This window comes from Prosthecobacter fluviatilis, assembly GCF_042655725.1.
Lineage (GTDB): Bacteria > Verrucomicrobiota > Verrucomicrobiia > Verrucomicrobiales > Verrucomicrobiaceae > Prosthecobacter > Prosthecobacter fluviatilis.
The window spans coordinates 416505-436678 of record NZ_JBHSMQ010000003.1 but is presented as its reverse complement, the minus strand read 5'-3'; the positions used below and the strand labels follow the sequence as shown (position 1 = coordinate 436678).

Annotated in this window: 16 protein-coding genes and 1 tRNA gene; 12 read left to right on the top strand and 5 right to left on the bottom strand. The window is 60.4% G+C overall.

Annotated elements, in window-relative coordinates:
* Positions 1 to 100: 100 nt before the first annotated feature.
* From vccA to vccD, 4 genes are read left to right on the top strand one after another with little or no spacing between them, the layout of a single operon-like run.
* Positions 101 to 4666 carry a Verru_Chthon cassette protein A gene (gene vccA / locus ACFQDI_RS10500; protein WP_377166219.1) on the top strand — a complete coding sequence of 1522 codons (4566 nt, stop codon included), beginning with the start codon at positions 101 to 103 and terminating at the stop codon, positions 4664 to 4666.
* A gap of 21 nt (positions 4667 to 4687) precedes the next feature.
* Entirely contained in the window at positions 4688 to 5227 is a 540-nt protein-coding gene (gene vccB / locus ACFQDI_RS10495) for a Verru_Chthon cassette protein B (RefSeq protein ID WP_377166217.1), read from the top strand.
* A gap of 36 nt (positions 5228 to 5263) precedes the next feature.
* Positions 5264 to 6331: a Verru_Chthon cassette protein C gene (gene vccC / locus ACFQDI_RS10490; RefSeq protein WP_377166215.1), complete on the top strand. Its 1068-nt coding sequence runs from the start codon at positions 5264 to 5266 to the stop codon at positions 6329 to 6331.
* Positions 6328 to 6981, top strand: coding sequence for a Verru_Chthon cassette protein D (gene vccD / locus ACFQDI_RS10485; RefSeq protein ID WP_377166213.1), 654 nt, complete (start codon positions 6328 to 6330; stop codon positions 6979 to 6981). Before vccC ends, vccD begins: the two co-directional genes overlap by 4 nt.
* 72 nt (positions 6982 to 7053) lie before the next feature.
* On the opposite strand, the gene ACFQDI_RS10480 is transcribed toward vccD, so the two are convergent.
* Both ACFQDI_RS10480 and ACFQDI_RS10475 read right to left on the bottom strand, forming a co-directional pair.
* A tRNA-Leu gene (locus tag ACFQDI_RS10480) sits at positions 7054 to 7135 on the bottom strand.
* A 52-nt stretch (positions 7136 to 7187) separates the two neighbouring features.
* Positions 7188 to 8126 (bottom strand): CPBP family glutamic-type intramembrane protease, encoded by a 939-nt coding sequence (locus ACFQDI_RS10475; protein ID WP_377166211.1) that lies wholly within the window; start codon positions 8124 to 8126, stop codon positions 7188 to 7190.
* A gap of 33 nt (positions 8127 to 8159) precedes the next feature.
* Between ACFQDI_RS10475 and ACFQDI_RS10470 the strand changes: the two genes are divergently transcribed.
* The gene (locus ACFQDI_RS10470) at positions 8160 to 8456 is read left to right on the top strand and encodes a hypothetical protein (protein ID WP_377166209.1); all 297 of its coding nucleotides are present in this window, start codon (positions 8160 to 8162) and stop codon (positions 8454 to 8456) included.
* A gap of 9 nt (positions 8457 to 8465) precedes the next feature.
* On the opposite strand, the gene ACFQDI_RS10465 is transcribed toward ACFQDI_RS10470, so the two are convergent.
* The gene (locus ACFQDI_RS10465; protein ID WP_377166207.1) at positions 8466 to 9203 is read right to left on the bottom strand and encodes a hypothetical protein; all 738 of its coding nucleotides are present in this window, start codon (positions 9201 to 9203) and stop codon (positions 8466 to 8468) included.
* Between the two features lie 218 nt (positions 9204 to 9421).
* Between ACFQDI_RS10465 and nuoD the strand changes: the two genes are divergently transcribed.
* Positions 9422 to 10681 carry an NADH dehydrogenase (quinone) subunit D gene (nuoD, locus tag ACFQDI_RS10460; protein ID WP_377166205.1) on the top strand — a complete coding sequence of 420 codons (1260 nt, stop codon included), beginning with the start codon at positions 9422 to 9424 and terminating at the stop codon, positions 10679 to 10681.
* Positions 10682 to 10719: 38 nt separating this feature from the next.
* Positions 10720 to 11220 (top strand): NADH-quinone oxidoreductase subunit NuoE family protein, encoded by a 501-nt coding sequence (locus tag ACFQDI_RS10455; RefSeq protein ID WP_377166203.1) that lies wholly within the window; start codon positions 10720 to 10722, stop codon positions 11218 to 11220.
* A gap of 71 nt (positions 11221 to 11291) precedes the next feature.
* On the opposite strand, the gene ACFQDI_RS10450 is transcribed toward ACFQDI_RS10455, so the two are convergent.
* Positions 11292 to 11966: a type II secretion system protein gene (locus ACFQDI_RS10450; protein WP_377166201.1), complete on the bottom strand. Its 675-nt coding sequence runs from the start codon at positions 11964 to 11966 to the stop codon at positions 11292 to 11294.
* A gap of 314 nt (positions 11967 to 12280) precedes the next feature.
* On the opposite strand from ACFQDI_RS10450, the gene ppdK reads away from it, so the two are divergent.
* A complete protein-coding gene (gene ppdK, locus ACFQDI_RS10445) occupies positions 12281 to 15235 on the top strand; it encodes a pyruvate, phosphate dikinase (RefSeq protein WP_377166199.1) in 2955 nt (984 codons plus the stop codon).
* 161 nt (positions 15236 to 15396) lie between these two features.
* Here the strand turns inward: ppdK and ACFQDI_RS10440 are convergent, their stop codons facing one another.
* On the bottom strand, positions 15397 to 15981 hold the full coding sequence (locus ACFQDI_RS10440) for a hypothetical protein (RefSeq protein WP_377166197.1): 585 nt from the start codon (positions 15979 to 15981) through the stop codon (positions 15397 to 15399).
* Positions 15982 to 16055: 74 nt separating this feature from the next.
* On the opposite strand from ACFQDI_RS10440, the gene ACFQDI_RS10435 reads away from it, so the two are divergent.
* Genes ACFQDI_RS10435 through ACFQDI_RS10420 form a run of 4 tightly spaced genes read left to right on the top strand, consistent with a single transcriptional unit; the run spans position 16056 to position 20132 of the window.
* Positions 16056 to 16508, top strand: coding sequence for a DUF2452 domain-containing protein (locus ACFQDI_RS10435; protein WP_377166195.1), 453 nt, complete (start codon positions 16056 to 16058; stop codon positions 16506 to 16508).
* On the top strand, positions 16508 to 17761 hold the full coding sequence (locus ACFQDI_RS10430; RefSeq protein ID WP_377166193.1) for a valine--pyruvate transaminase: 1254 nt from the start codon (positions 16508 to 16510) through the stop codon (positions 17759 to 17761). The genes ACFQDI_RS10435 and ACFQDI_RS10430 overlap by 1 nt, the downstream gene beginning before the upstream one ends.
* On the top strand, positions 17739 to 18704 hold the full coding sequence (locus ACFQDI_RS10425; protein ID WP_377166191.1) for an SAM-dependent methyltransferase: 966 nt from the start codon (positions 17739 to 17741) through the stop codon (positions 18702 to 18704). Before ACFQDI_RS10430 ends, ACFQDI_RS10425 begins: the two co-directional genes overlap by 23 nt.
* Before the next feature lie 9 nt (positions 18705 to 18713).
* The gene (locus ACFQDI_RS10420; RefSeq protein WP_377166189.1) at positions 18714 to 20132 is read left to right on the top strand and encodes a TonB-dependent receptor; all 1419 of its coding nucleotides are present in this window, start codon (positions 18714 to 18716) and stop codon (positions 20130 to 20132) included.
* Positions 20133 to 20174 lie beyond the last annotated feature (42 nt).

Genomic DNA, 20174 nt, shown 5'->3' with positions numbered 1-20174 from the left:
GCATCAACCACGGCCTCATAGGAAAAAATGCCGCTGCCCGGCAAAATGCAGCCAGCTCAAAAAATGCTGTGAAACAAGCGCAGCGCAATTCATCCAGATCATGAATACAACATCCATACAAGGCATATCATCGCAGCGTGGTCATGCGGTCTCAGGCCGCATGCTGCGCCGCCGGCGTGCGGTGGCGCTTATCACCGTGCTCAGTGTTCTGGCATTGGCCATGGTCCTGCTGACCGCGCTGCTCAGCGCAACGCGCATTGATTACAACTCCACCGTGGCGCAGGTCGAGATCGCAAAGGCGCAGCTGCATGCCGACTCCGTGATCAATCTGGCCATCAGCCAGATCCAGCAGGGCATCCACCAGGACACCAAAGCATCGGGGGTTGAAATATGGGCCTCCCAGCCGGGCATGATCCGCCAGTACAAGCAGGACGGCACGCTGCTGCGTGGGCTCAAGCTCTATTCTGACAGCAAAATGGTGGCTGCAACCGAGACGGAGATCGCCGCAGACACGCCGCCTGCGGACTGGGACAAGCAGCCGGCGCAATATGTGGATCTCAACGAACCTGTCGTGCGCAGCGACGTCACTAACCCCACCGGCCCGCCCCGGCTGTTTTTCCCCATCATTGATCCCAGGGCCTACTCGCAGACTCCGAGCCGCTCCGTCGAAGGCTTCAGCTACTCCACGTTTGCAAATGGCACTTCGGGACAGCCGCTGGACGGTGTGGTAGCTCCTACCAGCGGAGGCAACGAAAGCCAGCAGCGCCTGCCCATGCCGGTCGAGTGGCTCTACATGCTCAAGGATGGGACGCTGGGGTATTTGGACGCCAGCGGGAAATTTGTCAGCAGCAGCGGCAGCGGGCAGACCGCCACGAGGGACAATCCCATGATCGCCCGCGTGGCCTTCTGGACGGATGATGAGTCCGCCAAGATCAACATCAACACCGCCGGGGAAGGCACTCCCTGGGACACGCCGCGGCTGTTTCATGAGCGCGATGGCGAGTGGGCGAGGTACCAGCCCATGGCCTATGAATACCAGCGCTACCCAGGCCATCCGGCCACCGTTTGCATGAGCACCGTTCTGTTTCCCGGGCAGGACATGAATCCGCTCGTTTCAGACACATCCGCCTTTGCCAAAGCGCTAACCTACAAGGAGGCCATCTACGATCTGATGCCCAAAATCCTGCCGGGCGGCTCCAAGGCCGGCTCCGTGCTGGTGCCGGTCAATCACAACTTCTCCCCCACCAATTTCCAGGCGGTTCAGGACGCCCTGGCAGAGCGCCTGTTTCCCAGTGTGGACGAGTTTTTGCTGAGGGCCACCCCCCAGGGGGACGGCAAGCGCAGTGAGATCAATCTCGGCACAAGCCAGATCTGGTCAGGGCTGCAAAACTATGAGGTGGTGGAGCGCCTGCGCCCGTTTCTGACCACACGCAGCCGCTCTTCCGAAGCCAATCCATTTGGCTATCCCAAGATCAGCATGTGGCCGGTGCACCGCACCAATTCCACGCGCACCCGCACGGTTTTTGACAACTCCATCGTGAACTGCTCCCAGATCGCCGGGAAGGATTACTTCTTCACCCGGCAGGACCCCCGGAGCCAGTCGGAGCTGACCACCATCACGCGCAACCAGCAGCTCTTCACCTACCTCATGAACCTGACCGGGCAGCCGATCCCCGGCTTTGGAGCTTCCAATGCTTCCTTCCTCACTAAATATGGCGACAACCGCCAGCAGATCCTGGTCGAAATTTTTGACTACATCCGCTGCACCAATTTGTACGATGACAATATCGCGGAGCGCAATGTCGGCGCCAATCCCTCCATCACCGGGCTGCCTGATGCGCGGCTGACGGCGAGCTCTGCCGGCATGGCGGCAGGCACCTTCACCCCCATGCGTGACTCAAACGGCAACAGTTTCCCGGGGCATGGCCAGGTCATGCCCACCGTGCTGCCGAAAAGCAAAGACCAGGTGTACCGCGGCATGGGGCGCTTCCTCACCATCAGTGAGGCCGGCCTGCACTTCATTGCCTGTGCCCAGGGGACCAATCAGGCGGGAGGCATGAGCGCTGTCAAAATCCAGCCGAAGGGTGCGCCCGGCTACACCCCGCCGAACTGGAGGGGTGGCGGCAGCGACACCGTGCTGGGCTGGGACAACTCGGCGTACTGGTACTCCAACTTCCCGCCCCTGAGCGCCGCCAACCAGGATCCCAAAAAAGGCTTCTACAAGTCCAGGTACCCCACCGCTCACAAACTCGAAGGCGTTGATGGGGACAAGGTCGGCCATCCTGGCTACAACCCCATGAACTGGAACTGGACGCTGGACACGGACACACCGCTCGACAACGGCGTGAAGCGAGTGCAGGCGACCTTTCTGCTGGAATGGTTCTCACCTTCTGCCGGATGGGCGCTGATCAACCCAGACATCGCCATCGAGATTGACGCGAGCGCGCTGACGGCCGGAGGCAAGCGCATGTTCCCCGTCAACAACGGCAAGACCCTGGTCCGCCCGTTCAAGCACATGAGCAACGCCTGGGGCGTGTACCAGCGCGGGGGCACCATTTCTTACCGCGCCTTTCTGCAGGAGCGCAAGCTGCCAGCCGTCGGCAGAGGGATCAACGGCTACACGTCCGGCAGCATTTTGTACCCAGACACCAACATCCCCGGCAATGACAGCCAGGCCCCATACAGCGGCGGTGTTCACTACAGCTATTATTCCAACCGGCCAGGGGCGCTGGAAAACTGCAATCAGTACAATCTGGTCAGCGACTTCATCGATGTGCCCGGGGGCGACAATGGAACCATTCCATTCTCCGGCGGCACCGTCGTGGTGAGGATACTCAGCAACGATGCCAACCCGCAGGTGCTGCAGACTTTCAATTTCAACTTCCCCGCCGCCCGTTTCCCATCCCCTTTTCTGGCAACAAAAAGCGAGGACACGACCTACGGGTACAATTCTGACGGCTCCATCTGGATACACCAGCCCGTGCCTGCGCCCTACTGGTGGGCTTTTCATTCGGATGGAGCTCTCGGTCGTGACAAAACCGGCCACATCACCAAAATCGCGGCCATACCTGGCAGCCGCATGGGCGGCAGGTTCCGCTACATCGGCAACGAAATCGGGAATTACGGGGATGTCCCGTTTGGCGGCACCTATTACCGCGGCAATTTGGTGATTCCTGATGACACTCTGCAGTCTCTGGTGCTTCGCCACGGTGATCCGCGCCTGACCATGGGCCAGTATGTGGTTCCTTCCACCGAGTTTGAACAGCACCGCTATTACGGCAGGCAGCGCCTGGCGCACAACATCGTCCTCGCGAACTGGAGCCAGGGGCCGGGGCTGGACCGCGGCGAAGACAAGAAAGGCTGGCGCCTGGTCAAAGATGCCGCTTACAACGCGTCCTTCCTTCCGGATCATCCTTACACTGCCGCCACAGGGGCCGGGCTGCAGAAGTATGGAGACTTTGACCGCGGCATCGCCAACCAGACCGACGGCGCCTACATTAACAAACCCGACGAGGGCAACACCTACAGCGTCACTGCCACCAACGGCCAGCAGCTGGTGCCCTACTTCTCCAATTCATGGGTGTCCTGGCTCGGGGGCTCGACGTACTTTTCGCCCAACAGGCAGGTGGCATCGCCCGGCATGTTTGGGTCTTTGCCCACAGGGGTGCATGACGCCGGTGGCGCAGGCGGCATGCGCCGCGAGCCCTGGCGCACCCTGCTCTTCCGCCCGCAGACATGGAGTGCCAAGCAGGGGCAGCAGTATCACATCGGTGCGCCAAGGCTGCTCAAAGGCTATGCCAAAAACGGGCTTCCCGTGCAGGGCATCGATCCTCCCGACTATCTTTTCATGGACTTCTTCTGGATGCCCATGGTCGAGCCCTATGTCATCAGCCAGCCGGGCTCTTCCGCAGGCAAGATCAACCTCAACTACCAGATGGCACCCTTCCGCCACATCCGCCGTGCCACCGGGCTTGCGGCGGTCATGAAAAGCGAGCTCATCACGGCCGTCTCTGTCCGGGATGCCAATGACTACCTGCGCCGTCCGGCAGGTGCGCCGGCCACTCAGACGGAGTCGTGGTTCTGGAAAAACGACACCAGCGCCCAAGGAAACAAATACTGGCACCGCCAGATCGACATCGAGTCCACACTGAAGTTGTTCGATGAGCGCTTCAGCTCCGGGTTTGCCTTCATCTCACCCGCGCAGATCTGTGAGATGTACCTGCTGCCGAAACCGGTGAACAGCTCTGACACCCTCGTCCCGACCAGCTGGCCGACCACCATGAGCGCTCTCACCAGGCCCACCGGCAACAGCATCCTGGCCTTCTGGGAAAATCACGCTCTCACGGCCGACAACCTCAAGGAGCGGCCATACACCAACATGTATCCGCGGCTCACGACGCGCTCAAACACCTTCCAGATCCACATGCGCATTCAGACCATTCGGAAAGCGCGCTCCACAGATCCTACCCAGTTTGTCACCGGGGCGGACAGCATCGGATCTGAGTACCGCGGTTCGGCGATCATCGAGCGCTACCTTGACCTCAATGACCCTGCCTTGGATGCGTCTAAAAACCTCGATTACGCCACGGGCAATCCTCTTTCCAAGACGCCCCTGGATGAGCTGCACCGTTTCCGCATCATCTCGCAAAAACGCTTTGATCCCTGAACCACCAGCCCCGTCAAACTCATGAAAAACTTGGCCAGAACCCAGCCCCGTTTCCTTGGCACCAGCCGCCAGCCAGCCGGCTTCTCACTGGTGGAGGTGACCATTGCCGTCGCCATCTCAGCCCTGGGCTTCATCACCCTTCTGGGGCTGCTGCCACAGGGAATCAACATGGCCCGAAATTCGGCTGAAATGTCCGTCGGCTCCAAAATCATGCAGAAGCTCAGCGGCGAAATGCAGTCCATGTCATGGAATCGCATCACATGGACAGGTTACGGGCCGCTGCGCTACTTCACCAACGAAGGCAGGGAGATGACCACGGCAGACACCAGCCAGGATGACCTGGCCGCCTCACTTGCGTTTGTGGCCTCGGTGTATGTGCCGCAAAAGCCGCTGGACATGTACCTCCCCACAGGCACCAGCGGCGGCAGCACGCCTGAGACTTATCTCCGCCGCGTGAAAATCTGCGTCGCCACCTCTGCAGATCCTTCCTTCGATTTCAATGCGGCGTCCCCCATGCGCATCAGCTCCGTTTACGCCCTCATCGCCAGGATGGGGGACTGAGCATGCCACATCCAGCCACTCACCCCACTCTGTCCTATGAAAGCAAAGCATGACCAACAATGGCGGCATGGCTTCACCCTGATTGAAGTGTCCCTCTCCATGGTGATCCTCTCCATCATCCTGCTGATTTCCGTCCAGGTGCTCGGGCTCACGCAGCGCGCCTGGAAGCGCGGCGTGACCCGCGTGGAGCAGTTCCGCGAAGCACGCATGGCGTTTGACAGCATCACCGAAAATCTCAGGCAGGCCATCTTGAACACCTACCAGGCCTATCAGTACAACAATGGAAACAGGCCCACGATCCCCACGTCCCAGACTCAGTCCCCCACCAAATACATCCGCCAGTCGGAGCTCCAGTTCGTCACCGGCCAGGCTCAGACACTGCTGCCTGGAGCCCAGGCGTCACAGCTCGTCACCCAGGCGATGTTTTTTCAGGCGCGCCTCGGTCTGAGCGACCGGATCGGCTACGAGGGGCTCAACCGGCTGCTCTGCGGCCGGGGCTATTTCATCATGTACAGCGGCAATGATGCCTTCCGCCCCCAGCATGTGACCGCCCAGAGCCTGCGTTTCAGACTCTGGGAGTACCGCCCGCCGGCGGAGGAGAACACCGTGTACTCGGTCAAGCCCGGCCAATGGTTTCTCAAAGCACCGGCCAGCGTCGTCACGGCCAGTGAAACGATCACCACGCCAGCGGACACCAGACCCATCGCGGAAAACATCATCGCCCTGATCATTTCCCCCCAGGTGACGGCGGACGACGCCGCCCTGAAAAAGACGACCCCGTGGTGGATCGCGCCCAAGTATGCCTATGACTCCACGCAGCTGCTCAATGTGACGACCGACAGCCCGCAGGGCACCCAGCATATGCTGCCGCCCAGAGTGGTGGTCACCCTGGTCGCGATTGATGAAGCGTCCGCCCGCAAGCTGGCGCTGAAATATCCTGACACCATGCCTCAGCTGATCCCCAGCGGCGCCTTTACCCTGGCTGACAACAGGCAGAAAGACCTCAAGGACCTGGCGGACAAGCTGCGCGCCGAGCAGCTCAACTACCAGGTTTTTTCCACCACCATCAGCATGCGTAACTCGAAATGGGGCCTCCTCAGATGAACACACACATTCCCACCCAGCCTTCGCCCACTCACCCAGGCAGGAATGCCACTCCGGCCGGCTTCAGCCTGGTGGAGATGGTCATCGTCATCGCCATCGTGACCATGCTCATCGCTGTGGCCACGCCCTACACGCTGGCCGCACTGCAGTCTGCCAACCTCACTTCGGCAGGTGACACCCTGATGCAAAAGCTGGCCGCTGCCCAGCAGCGGGCATTGACGGAGAACCGCCCCATCGGGCTGGATTTCTACCACTACACCCATGATGACATCAAAGGCTGTCATGCCATCCAGATGATCACCTACAACCCAGCGACCAACCAGGCGACGCCGCTGGAGCCGCCGGTGTACTGGAGCAAGCAGAGCGTGGTACTTGTGGAGGGTGCGCTCTCGCCCATGTTCAGCACCAGTCAGACTGCCGCCAGCACCGGTCAGGCCACGCAGAATCCCTTTCAGTCACTCGGTGCCACATTCCACCGCGTCATCTTTTATCCCAACGGCTCCACCAGCCTGCGGGTCCCGCTCCGCACCGCCTACCTGACCCTGATCTCCACCAAGAGCTATCAGGCGGATCTCTCCACGGCGCCGCCCAATTACTACACGGTCCAGATCGATCCTGTCACCGGGCGTGGGCACTCCTACCGTCCGTGAAGCCGCTGCCAAGGGGAGCGCTGGCAGAGCACTTCGCCTTCATGCCGCATCGCGGCCTGTTCTTTGCGCAAGTGCCGGAGACAGGACTCGAACCTGCACTTGTTTCCAAACCAGATCCTAAGTCTGGCGCGTCTACCAATTCCGCCACTCCGGCATGGAGCTGCATGTCAGCATGATTCCGTGCGGATGTTCATGCTGCAAATGAATTATCGCGCACGCAGCAGGCGGGTGGCCGCCCAGCCGGTGAGCAGCACGGTGCACAGCGGCATGAGGCCGACTTTCAAATTGGCTCCGATCCAGGGCAGCCAGTGTCCGGAATAGGTGGTCAGGGCGCTGAAGTACTTCAGGCCGAAGACCCAGCCGCCATGAAGGCCCATGCCCGCCCAGAGCGCACCGGTTTGCATGCGCGCCTTGGCCAGCACCCAGCCGACGGCGAAGAGGGTGGCAAACTCGGCCAGGAGAAAATGCACATCGCCAAAACCTGCGGCGATCTGCTTCAGCACGAGGAATCCGCTGCTCCAGGTGACGGCGGCATCGCTGATCTGCCAGCCCTCCGGCGGCTTGAGAAAGTGCACCAGGGCAAAGACGAAGGTGAGCGCGAGGAGCGCACGGGGCTCCTTCATGCTCCGCAGCAGCAGGCCCAGCAGCAGGCCGCGGAAAAAAAACTCCTCCACGAGGCCGGCTCCCAGCGCCGCAGTGACCGGCTCCCCCAGCTTCCACCAGCGCGGGTCCGGGCGCAGCTGATACGCCCCCATCTTGAGAAAGATGAACCCCAGAGCGAGCAGCAGTCCGGCGGCCAGCAAAAAGCCGACACCCCACTGCCTGAAACCACGGCCAAAGGGACCCCAGGCTGGCAGCAGCGAACGCTCCAGCCGCACCCAGCGCATGAAGGGCCAGATGAAAAGGATCGCGCAGACGAGCACCGCCCGGTTGAAGTAGCGGGTGAACTGCGCCCGCTCGATCTCCGCCAGCAGCCACCTGACCGGTCCTGTGTCGTGCAGGGAAGAGGCCGAGAGCCAGCCGTGGGCTGCTTTCCCGAGGTGAAAGAGCGGCACAGACAGCAGCGCCCCGCCGAGCATCACGGCGAGGAGGTAGAGCAGAAGTTTGGGCAGGGCAGGGGAACTGCCGGGGCTGGCGGCTTGCATGGGGGCGATACTAGCGCATCCTGAGCGCTCTCAATGACCAAAAACCAAATCCACGAATGGCACGAACGTCTCGAAGATGGCCGCAAGCAGTACATCCGCGCCTATTGGAATTCGCGTGAATGGCAATTCCGCTACGCCCATCCCGACGGCGAGCAATGGACTCCGCTGGAAAATCCGCCGCCGCAGCGCTGGCTGGAGCTGCGCGATCTTCTGTTCCGCAAGTACCAGCGCAAAAAGCTGCCTTGGAAATACGTCGAGCAGCTTGACAAGAAGCTTGAGGACATGGGGATCAAGCCAGCGGGGGATGAGCCTCTGGCGGACGAAGAGTGACACCTGGTGTCAGTGGGCTCCGGCATTGGTTTTGATCTCAGACGTCACCCCTCCGCCGTAGGCCGCGCCGAAACGCATGCCCACCTGGACATCAGGGAACAGAAAGCGCCGGCCTTCGCGGGCGCTCCGCCTTCGTGACATGAATCCTAGCAGGGCTGCGATCACCGCGCCTCCTGCGAGCATGGCAGGAATCGTCACGGCAAATGTCTTTTCACCCCGTTGCAGCCACAGGGACTGCCTCAGCCGCACACTCTCCATGCTGCGTAGCCGGTCGACCCAGTAACGTGTGGCCAGGGCCAGCCGTTCATCCAGTGCGAGCTTGGTGTCTGTCTGGATGCGCCGTGTTTCCTGCATGATCTCGACAAGCTCGGCAGCCGGGTAGCGGTCCCAGAAATCGGGGGAGAAAGACATGGCGGTGCCGTTGCTGGCGCGGTCATAGGCCATCAAAACGGCAGATCGCGCCGCACTCCACGCATGCCTCGTGGCCTGGGCCTGCCTGCGGACAGTGGTTCCTGCGGGGGGAAAGCTGGACGCCATGAACCATGCGTCACACTTCAAATCCTGGGAAAACTCTCTGAGCTCCTCCGCCAGCTGCCGGTGAGTCTCGGGGGTGAGTGCCCGGGTGTCATCCAAGATGCCGTCTGCCGGGGGGGCGGGCTCGGCCAGCCCCAGCGCGGCGGCCGCCAGCCAAAGCACGGCACACGCCGGCAACAGCAGTCGGTGTTTGAGGCATGGGGCGTGGTTCATGTTTTGGGGCAATCTGCCTCACACCCGGCCGGAGGGCAACTTCCGCCGTGCCTGCCAGGGCGGCTGCGCCGCCCTGGCAGACGTACATTCGGGTTCCAAAAGGGCCGTTTTGTGCTGGAATTGGGATCGCTTGTGAAATTTTTCACAAAATCGCCTTGCCGCTCTTTGGGCAGCGTAGATAGATACTCCTCACGCACGCTACCAGCCCCCTGCTTTTCATGCCCACTGTTACCCGAGAATACGAGGCCCCGGATACCGCCGCCAAAGTGGCCCGGCAGCTCGAAGCCGTGGAAGAAGCCACGACGGACATCGTCGGAGAGAAACTGGTGCTCAACATGGGCCCCAGCCATCCTGCCACTCACGGGGTGCTGCGCCTGATCCTGGAACTGGACGGCGAAATCATCACCAAGGCGGATCCGGACGTGGGCTTCCTGCATCGCGGGGATGAAAAGATCGCCGAGAACATGCACTACAACCAGTTCGTGCCCTACACGGACCGGCTCGACTACCTTGCCCCTCTGGCGAACAACGTGGCCTACGCCCTTGCCGTGGAAAAGCTCATGGGCTGGGAGGTGCCTGAGCGCGGCCGGGCCATCCGCGTCATCTGCTGCGAGCTGGCGCGAATCTCCGCCCACATGCTCGGAGTCGGGGTGTTTGCCATGGACGTGGGAGCGATGACGGTCTTCCTCTACACCTTCACCGAGCGCGAAAAGATCTACAACCTCTGCGAGCAGCTCACGGGAGCGCGCTTCACCACCAGCTACACCCGCGTGGGTGGCCAGATCCGCGACTTGCCGGACGGTTTTGTTGGTGCCGTGAAAACCTTCCTGGATGAACTGGAGCCTGTGATCGACGAGATCGACAAGCTGCTTTCACGCAACCGCATCTTCATCGACCGCACGCAGGACATCGGTGTCATCACCAAAGCAGACGCCATCAGCTTCGGTCTCACCGGCCCCAACCTGCGTGGTTCCGGTGTGGAGCATGACCTGCGCAAAGCCCAGCCCTACCTCGACTACGAGAAGTACGAGTTTGACGTGCCCGTGGGCACCAAAGGCGACTGCTATGACCGCTACCTCGTGCGCATGGAAGAAATGCGCCAGAGCGTGCGCATCCTCAGGCAGGTGCTCGCTTCTCTGCCCGGAGGCCCCATCAATGTGGCTGACGCCAAGGGGCTTCTGCCCAAGAAGGAAAAAGTGCTGATGAAGATGGAGGAGCTCATCCACCACTTCATCATCGCCACCCAGGGCATTGACGCTCCTGCCGGCGAAGTCTATTTCGCTGCCGAAAATCCCAAGGGCGAGCTGGGTTTCTACATCAACAGCACTGGCGGCGGTGTGCCGCACCGTCTGAAGATTCGCAGTCCTTCGTTCCTCAATCTCAGCATCATCTCCAAGCTGATCCCCGGCCACATGCTCAGCGACATTCCCGCGGTGCTTGGCAGCCTGGACTTCGTCATGGGCGAGTGTGACCGCTGATTTTTCATCCTAACCTTTTCATCCGAGACACCCCACGCATGGCCTTTGAAGTTCCAGCCGAATTGGAAAAACGCATGGACGAGGCGATCTCGCATTATCCCGTTTCCAAACGCAGCGCCGTCCTGCCGCTGCTGCATCTCATGCAGGAGCATTTCCGCTTCATCAGCGACGAGGCTGTGAACTGGGTGGCCGCCAAGCTTTCTCTGGAGCCGATTCAGGTTCTCGAAGTGGTCACCTTCTACCCCGGCTTCCGCCAAAGCGCCCCCGGCAAGTTTCACATCCGCGTCTGCCGCACCCTTTCCTGTGCCATGGCGGGAAGCTATGAGCTGATGGATGCCTTCTGCAAGGCGGGAAACATTGACCGCTCTCACACAGACCATCATCACCCCATCGCGGTGAGCGCAGACGGCAAGTACAGCATTGAATTTGCCGAATGTCTCGCGAGCTGCGGCTTTGGCCCGGTCTGCATGATCGAGGACGACTTCTATGAGAAGGTCGATCCCGCCAAGGTGGGCGAGCTTCTCGCGCAGCGAGTCTGATCAAAGCACAAAAAAACGCAGCGGTTTCAGCCGCTGCGTTTTTTTGATTCAGGAGGGATCTCTCAAAGGTCTTATTTGGAGCGCCAGGACACCACGTCATCAGGCGTCTGCTGCTTCAAGTCCTGGCCCCAGCTGTAGATGGCGACTTCCAGAGGAAGCATCTTTGGTGGAGGGCTGATTGCATTTGCGGAGATTCTGGGGTCCGAGTTGTTCAAGTCTGGATTGGCCACCTGCAGGTCGCCGTTGGTGTCGAGCAGCACATAGTAAAGGGTGCCCCAGAGATCGACCAGACGATAGGGCGGTTGGGCGTTGACCAGGCCAAACTTGCCATTTTTGGCAATGGGGAGGTCGATGAACTTGATGTTCTTGGGGTTCAAATTGACGCTGCCGCTGCTGCCACCGCCGCCAGCTCCTCCGCTCGAGGAAGTCGTAATCGCAGTCAGAGCGCCGATGATGCCGGTGTTCTCATCCGTGGGCAAAGCCTGCACGTCCTGGCCGGAGGATGCTGCGCTGAGAAGGCTGGGGTTCACCGGCCAGCGGTTGTAGTCGACCTGGTAGCTTGTGATGGCCACGCGCAGGTCTTTGAGAACAGTCTGCACCTGCAGCTTTCTCCCATCCTCCATGAGCTTGTTGGCCTGAGAAATGACAAGGCTTGCCAGAACGCCAATGATGGTGATTACCACCAGCAGTTCGATGAGCGTAAAGCCCGGTCGTGCGTGAGAGTTGGGACGAGAGTTGATTTTCATGATCTACGGTTGGGTTTATGATTGGCAGGCGCCGGGGAACGAAAGGGGTTCAAAATACAGTCGTCGCTCCGCCGGATTATTTAATCGATTTTGCAATGCGGCGTCAATACTTGTGATGAACAAGCGCGAACTTACGCGCGTGGGACATGATTGAAACAGGGCCTTGGCGGACCGTGTGGCGCCGTCTGCAACACGAGCTTTTGATTGTCAACTAATGCTTGCATCATATACTTCAGCGATTTAAATCCGCGCTTCAATCCCCACAGAACCCACAAAACAACCACGGATCGCACAAGACGATCTGAAAAAACAATATGGCAAAGACAGCATCCAAGGGCAGCGCAGATAAAACAAAGTACGTGTATTCATTCGGAGCAGGCAAGGCAGACGGCGACGGCTCCATGAAAGCATTGCTGGGCGGCAAAGGCGCCAACCTGGCAGAGATGAGCCGCATCGGTCTGCCCGTTCCTCCCGGGTTCACCATCAGCACCGAAGTGTGCACCTACTTCTACCAGAACAAGAAGACTTATCCCGCCGCCCTGCAGTCCCAGATGGAAGCTGCAGTGAAGAGCATGGAAAAGATCATGGGCTACAAGTTCGGCGACGCCAAGGGCTTCCCGCTGCTGGTGGCCGTGCGCTCCGGCGCCCGTGACTCCATGCCTGGCATGATGGACACGATCCTCAACCTCGGTCTCAACGACGACACCGTGCTCTCCCTCGTGGCCGCCACGAACAACGAGCGCTTTGCCTGGGACTGCTACCGCCGCTTCATCCAGATGTACGGCGACGTGGTGCTCGGCGTGCAGAAGCGCGAAGGCGAAGACCATGAGCCCTTCGAAGTCGTGATCGAAGAGTACAAGCATGCGACTTACCACAAGGACATCCTGGACAGCGACCTGACCGCTGCTGACCAGCAGGAGCTGGTGAAGCGCTTCAAGCAGCTCGTCAAAGAGCGCACTGGCAAGGGCTTCCCGAGCGATCCGTGGGATCAGCTTCGCGGCGCCGCCGGTGCTGTGTTCGGCTCCTGGATGAATGACCGCGCGATCGTGTATCGCCGCAAGTACAACATCCCCGCCGAGTGGGGCACTGCCGTCAACGTGCAGGCCATGGTGTTCGGCAACACGGGCCCGACCTCCGGCTCTGGAGTGGCCTTCACCCGCAACCCTGCCAACGGCGTCAACGAATTCTATGGTGAGTTTCTCATCAATGCCCAGGGCGAAGACGTCGTCGCCGGCGTGCGCACTCCTGAGCCGGTGATCCAGCTCAAGAAGGAAATGCCGAAGTCCTATGCGGAACTGCTTCAGGTCCGTCAGAAGCTTGAAAAGCATTTCAAGGATGTGCAGGACGTCGAGTTCACCATCCAGGAAGGCAAGCTGTTCATGCTGCAGACCCGCAACGGCAAGCGCACCGCCGCCGCCGCTCTGAAGTTCTCCATCGACATGGTGAAGGAAAAGCTCATCGACTGGGAAACCGCCGTGCTGCGCAACCCTGCCGACCAGCTCGAGCAGCTCCTCGCTCCGATCTTCGACGCCGCTGACGTCAAGAAGGCCAAGGCTATCGCCACCGGTCTTCCCGCCGGCCCGGGCGCTGCCTCCGGCAAGATCTACCTCAACGCCGACCGCGCCGTCGTGGCCGAGCAGAAGGGTGAGAAAGTTCTCCTCGTCCGCAACGAAACCAGCCCGGAAGACCTTCGCGGCATGATCGCAGCGGAAGGCATCCTCACCGCCCGCGGTGGTGTGTCCTCCCACGCGGCCCTCGTTGCCCGCCAGATGGGCAAGGTGTGCATCTGCGGTGCCGCTGCTCTGGAAATCGACTACGACAAGAAGACCGTCAGCGTGGCAGGCCAGACCTTCAATGAAGGCGACTACCTCTCCATCGACGGCACCAGCGGTGTCGTTTACGGCGGCCAGCTGAAGACCGCTCCTTCTGAGATCATCACCGGCATGATCCATGGTGACAAGGCCGCCCAGTCCACCGAGAAGTTCAAGAGCTTCCAGCAGCTCATGAACTGGTGCGCCAAGTCCACTCGCCTGCAGGTCCGCACCAATGCCGACAACCCGGAGCAGACGCAGAACGCGATCGCCTTCGGTGCGCAGGGCATCGGCCTCACCCGCACAGAGCACATGTTCTTTGAAGGTGACCGCATCGACGCCGTGCGTGAAATGATCCTGGCTGACAACGTGGCCGACCGCAAAAAAGCGCTCGCCAAGCTGCTGCCTTATCAGCGCGAAGACTTCACCGGCATCTTCACCGAGCTCAAGGGCCTTCCCGCCACCATCCGTCTGCTCGACCCTCCTCTCCACGAATTCGTGCCGCATGACGAGAAGGCCCAGGCCGAGCTCGCCAAGAAAATGGGCGTCTCCGTTGAGAAGGTCACCGCACGCGTGGCAGCTCTGCATGAGTTCAACCCGATGCTCGGACATCGCGGCTGCCGTCTTGGCATCGCGTATCCTGAGATCACCGAAATGCAGGCCCGCGCCATCTTTGAAGCCGCAGCTGATGTGGCCAAGAAGAAGATCAAGGTGAAGCCCGAAGTCATGATTCCGCTCGTCGGGTTCAAGAAAGAACTCGACCTGCAGGTGGAAATCGTGCATAAGGTAGCAAAAGAAGTGATGGCTGAGAAAAAAGTGAAGCTCGACTATCTCGTCGGCACCATGATTGAGGTGCCGCGTGGAGCACTCACCGCTGATGAGATCGCCGAAACGGCGCAGTTCTTCAGCTTCGGCACCAACGACCTGACGCAGACCGCGCTCGGCATCAGCCGCGACGACATGGGCAGCTTCCTGATGCCCTACACGGAGAACGAAATCTTCAAGAAGAACCCCTTTGCCACGCTGGATCAGACCGGTGTGGGTCAGCTTATCAAGATCGCCATCGAAAAAGGCCGCAAGACCAAGCCCGACATCAAGCTGGGCATCTGCGGTGAACACGGCGGTGATCCTGACAGCGTCAAATTCTGCCATCGCGTAGGCCTCACGTATGTGAGTTGCAGTCCTTTCCGTGTGCCCGTCGCCCGCCTTGCCGCTGCGCAGGCTGCGATCGAAGAAAAGCGCGCCGCTTCGGCCGCCGCAGGAAAAAATGTCCAGGGAGGCGCCAAAAGCGCAGCCGTGGCAAAACAAAACAACAAAGCAACCAACAACAAACAGAGGATAAACACTATGGCTAAGAAAGCTGCAAAGAAAGCCGCCAAGAAGGCTCCTGCCAAGAAGGCCGTCAAAGTCGCAAAGAAGGCTGCAAAGAAGGCCGCCAAGAAGGCTGCAAAGAAGTAACGCATTGACCTCCTAGGGAGGTCAATGTGGCGGAGAAATCCGCCGCCAAAAGCCCTGTGGGGATCACTCCTCACAGGGCTTTATCTTTTTTAACTTTCGTTCTTCCGGGCGCTCTCGGACGCGCGATCTCCCGCCGCCTCCCTAGACCGGTGTGCCCCGGCTCAGCGCTTCACATCCTGATCGTAAACGGAGCCGGGAGGCGGCGCGGAAAGATAGGTTCCCCCGGCGGACATGGCATCATTGCGGATGTTTTGCATCTTGCCAAGCTGGTCGCTGGCACCACGAATGCTGCCCATGCCTGCGGAGCCTCCCATGCCGGAAACGGCGCCGTAGTTTTGATATGAGGGAGTGTAAAAGGAACCCATGCCGCCGGACCCGACCGCACCGATCATGCTGCCACCCACCTGTCCAGCAGTCAGGACCACCGGCTGATCCGGAGTCGGCACACCGTCAGACTTCCGTTCCGACTCGGCAAGGTAGTGTTTGTTCCATGCCGCATTGTTGACGCTCTCGGCCACTTTGGAGTCGAGCCTGCGCTTTTCCTCCTCGTAGTCGGCTTTGCTGATCGCTCCGCTGGCACGCTTTTTGTCCAGCTCATCGTACATTCCCTGATATCTTGCGCGGACGACCTTTTCATAGGCATTCAGGTCAGCCAGCGTCGGAATGCTGTCCATGGTCCTGCTGGCGCATGAGGCGAGCAGTCCGCAGAGCAGTGCGGCCAGCAGTGGTTTGGAGACGTTCTTCATGCGGCATTCTAAGCCCCTGCGGTGGCTTTTCAAATCAAAGCACCGTTGCATCCCCCGTGCCCGCAGACCAAACTATGACAGAAAACGCCCCCGCTTTGGACCCCATTGACGCAGCTTTGCAAGCCCCGGAGCCCCGCGGCAACTACCTGCCTTACCCAGTTTCACGCCTGGCCGCCAAGATCATCCCGCAGGATCTCACCAACTTTAAAAGCCGGGGAGTCTCCCGGGTGGAGCGTGAACTGCAGCAGGAGATGCTGGAGATCCAGGAGCGCTACATGGAGGTGATCGACGCCTTCAACTGGAACAAGCTCATCTACGAGAGCCACTTCGGTTTTGAGCCCGTCTGCGGTGAGGTGTACCACCTCTATGAGGTGGAGGGGAAGCGGCAGCTCAGCATGATCTCGCCGGACCAGTGGTATCAGCGCTGGATCGGGAGTTTCAGGCTGAATGCAGACGGCCGCTGGCAGATTGAGAAATCCGCGCCAGATTTCAGCATACGCGACTGGGTGCGGACCTCGGTCGCCTGATGATGCAACCCACCTTTTCAGACATCGGCCAGCGGCTGGCCGGCCCCAGCGGCATCCAGGAACTCATGGATGACTGCGGAGCCGCGCTCACCACCCATCCGGACATGCGCATGCTCGGCGGCGGGCAGCCTGCGGCCATTCCCGCCGTGCAGCAGCTCTGGCGCCAGCGCATGCATGCCATGCTGGACGACGGCAGCATCGACCGCACGCTGCTGAACTACGATCCGCCCGGTGGCAATCCGCTCTTCCGTGAAGCCTTCGCCGCCTTTCTGAAGCGCGAGTGCGGCTGGGAGGTGACGCATGAAAACATCGCGGTCATGCCCAGCTCGCAGTCCGCGTGCTTTCTGCTTTTCAATCTCCTCGCCGGTCAGACCGGCACAACGAGGCGCCGTATCCTTTTCCCGCTTTTGCCGGAGTACATCGGCTATGCCAATCAGGCGCTCGCGGCCGGGCAGTTCACCGCGTGCCTGCCGCGCATCAGTGAAACCGCGCCGAATGAGATCAAATACCACGTGGATTTTGACCGGCTGCGCATCACGCCGGACATCGCGGCGATGTGCGTCTCCTGCCCGACCAACCCGACGGGGAACGTGCTCGCGCAAAATGAATTTGAGAGCCTGCGCGCGCTGGCAGACGCGCACGGCATCCCGCTCATCATCGACAATGCCTATGGTTATCCTTTCCCCGGCGTGATCCACAACGGCTTCCAGCCCAAGTGGCAGCCGGGCATGATCTTCAGCATCAGCATGAGCAAGGTGGGCCTGCCGGGCGTGCGCACCGCCATGATCGTGGCTGATCCTGCCATCGTGAAAGCGCTCTCCAACATGAACGCCATCGTCTCGTTGGCGAACGGCAACCTCGGCCAGGCGCTCCTCATGCCGCTGCTGAAGGACGACAGTCTCATCAGGCTGGGCCCCGAAGTCATCCGTCCATTCTACCGTGAGCGTTCGGACTTTGCCAAAGGCGTGCTGGCCGGTGCGCTGGGAGAGCGCGTGCCATGGGCGCTGCATGCGCAGGAGGGTGCCTTCTTCCTCTGGCTGTGGGTCAATGGGCTGCCCATCCCCGCCTCGGAGCTGTATCGCAGGCTCAAGGAGCGCAAGGTGCTCGTCATTCCCGGGCATTACTTCGCCTTTGGTCTGGAGCAGGAGTGGCGGCATCCGCATGAGTGCTTGCGCCTGACGTACTCGCAGCCGCAGCACATCGTGCAGGAGGGGCTGGAAATCATTGCCGATGAAATCATCCGCTGCTTCTGAGCCCTTTTCGGCCTTCATGCAGCGTGCGCTGTTTGATCCGGCGCGTGGTTACTACACGAGAAACATCCGCACTGTGGGGCGCGGAGGAGATTTCTCCACTTCCGCCACACTCTCGCCCAGCCTGGGGCGTGCGGTGGCGGCGTGGCTCAAGTCAGAGTCGAGTCTGCAGCCGCAGGTGCGGCATGTCATTGAGGTGGGTGCTGGCGATGGCTCGCTCATGCACACGGTGCGCCGAGCACTGGGCTGGTGGGCGCGCAGGAGCTTCACCTTTCACATCGTGGAGACTTCCCCCGTGCTGCGGCAGGAGCAGGAGAAGAAACTCGCAGGCCATGTGGTGTGGCACTCCACGCTGGAGTCCGCGCTCGCCGCCACCCAAGGACGCGCCTTCATCTACCACAACGAACTGCTCGACGCCTTTCCCGCCACGCTGGTGCAGTGGAGCACCGCCGAGCAGCGCTGGCTGGAGGTCTGGGTGCCGGAAGGGCTGCATCCGCATGCGCTGGATGCCGCGCATTTCAGCGCCCTGCGGCACAGCCGTTTTGCAGACGGGCAGCGCTGCGAGCTGCATGCCAGCGTGCGCGACTGGCTGCGGCAGTGGACACCGCACTGGAAGAGCGGCTCCATGCTGACCATCGACTACGGCGACTCCTTTCCGCAGCTTTATCATCGCCGCCCGCAGGGCACACTGCGCGCCTATCTGCTGCATCAGCGGCTTACCGGCGCTGAGATTTATGCCAATCCAGGCAGGCAGGACATCACTGCGGACATTAATTTTACCGATTACACGGACTGGTTGCAGGCGCTCGGCCTGTTTCAGGTCTCGCAGCAGACTCTGGCCCAGTTCCTGCATTCACACGCAGCGCCAGAGTGGCTTACCCATCCCGAGGGTGCCGGAACTGCCTTCAAATGCTTCGTGCATCGCAGGCAGGATGGCGCATCGTAAAATCATCACATGAATTCTGTTCACGACCGTCCAGGCACGCTTGAAAAAGCGCTCAAGATCAACCTTGCCCACACCATCTACGGTACCTTTGCGGAAATCGGCGCCGGTCAGGAAGTCGCCAACTGGTTCTTTCGCGCCGGCGGAGCTTCCGGCACCGTCGCCAAAACCATGTCAGCCTATGACATGACCATCAGCGACGAGATTTACGGCAAATGCTCCCGCTATGTCTCCCGGCAGCGCATGTGCGACATGCTGGAGCACGAGTACCCCATGCTCATCCAGCGTCTGAATTCGCAGCGCGGCACCACCACCACTTTCTTCACCCTGGCCGATACGGTGCGTGCGCGCTCCTACCGCGACACCACGGAGGAATGTCACGGCTGGATCGGCCTGCGTTTTCAGACGGAGCCGGGCGGTCCGGCCAATGAAATCCAGATGCATGTGCGTCTCTTGGACGACACCAATGCACGCCAGGCAGACGCCCTCGGAAAGCTGGGCGTCAATTTCATCTACGCCGCTTTTTACCTGCGGGGAGATCTCTCCGTGTTTCTGCAAAGCCTGCTTGATGATCTGGGGCGCAAGCGTGTTGAAATCGACATGATCGACTTTACCGGTCCGGCCTTTGCGGCGTCTGAGTTTCAGGACCGTCTTGTGGCACTGAAGCTCGTCCGCCTCGGACTGGCTGACGCTGCGCTCTTCGGTGCCGATGGCGAAATCTGGCAGGCTTCTGACGTGCTCTATAAAAAGCCCGTCTTTCTCAAGCGCGGCAGCTTTGATCCCATCACCAAGCTCAACCTCGACATGATCGAACGTGGTCAGGCGGCCTTTCAGGCAGACTTTGGCGATGCCGCCCGCAACAACATCGAGATCCTCGAAATCACCATGCACAACCTCCTGGCCAGCGGCGCTGAGGTGCCAGACAGCGAATTCCTGGCCCGTGCAGATGTGCTGCAGGCGCTTGGCAAAAACGTGCTCATCTCGAAGTACCCCGAGTTTCACCGCGTCAGCAGTTACCTCGCACGCCACACCCGGTGCCCCATCGGCATCGTGCTTGGGCTCCCGCTCTTCCAGGAGCTGTTCAACGAGCGCTGGTGCACCGACCTCGAAGGCGGTCTGCTTGAAGCCTTCGGGCGTCTTTTCAAAAACCAGGTGCGGGTTTATGTCTATCCCATGGGCGATCCCATGAACGGACAGGTTCTCGGCCTGAATGACGCACGCGTGACACCCGAGCAGAAGCATTTGCTCCGCTACCTGGTCGAAACCAAAAGCGTGCGCGCTCTTGAAGAGCCCAACCAGAACTTCCTCTTCCACACCAGCGCCGAGGTGCGCAACATGATCAACGCACGCGATCTCCAGTGGCAGTCGCTCGTGCCTGAAATCGTGCTTAAGCAAGGGCCTTGGCGCGAGATCGGGCAGCCGGTGATGTAGAGCAGCATAGTAATTGCTTTTCTTTGAGCCGTCGCTTGAGTT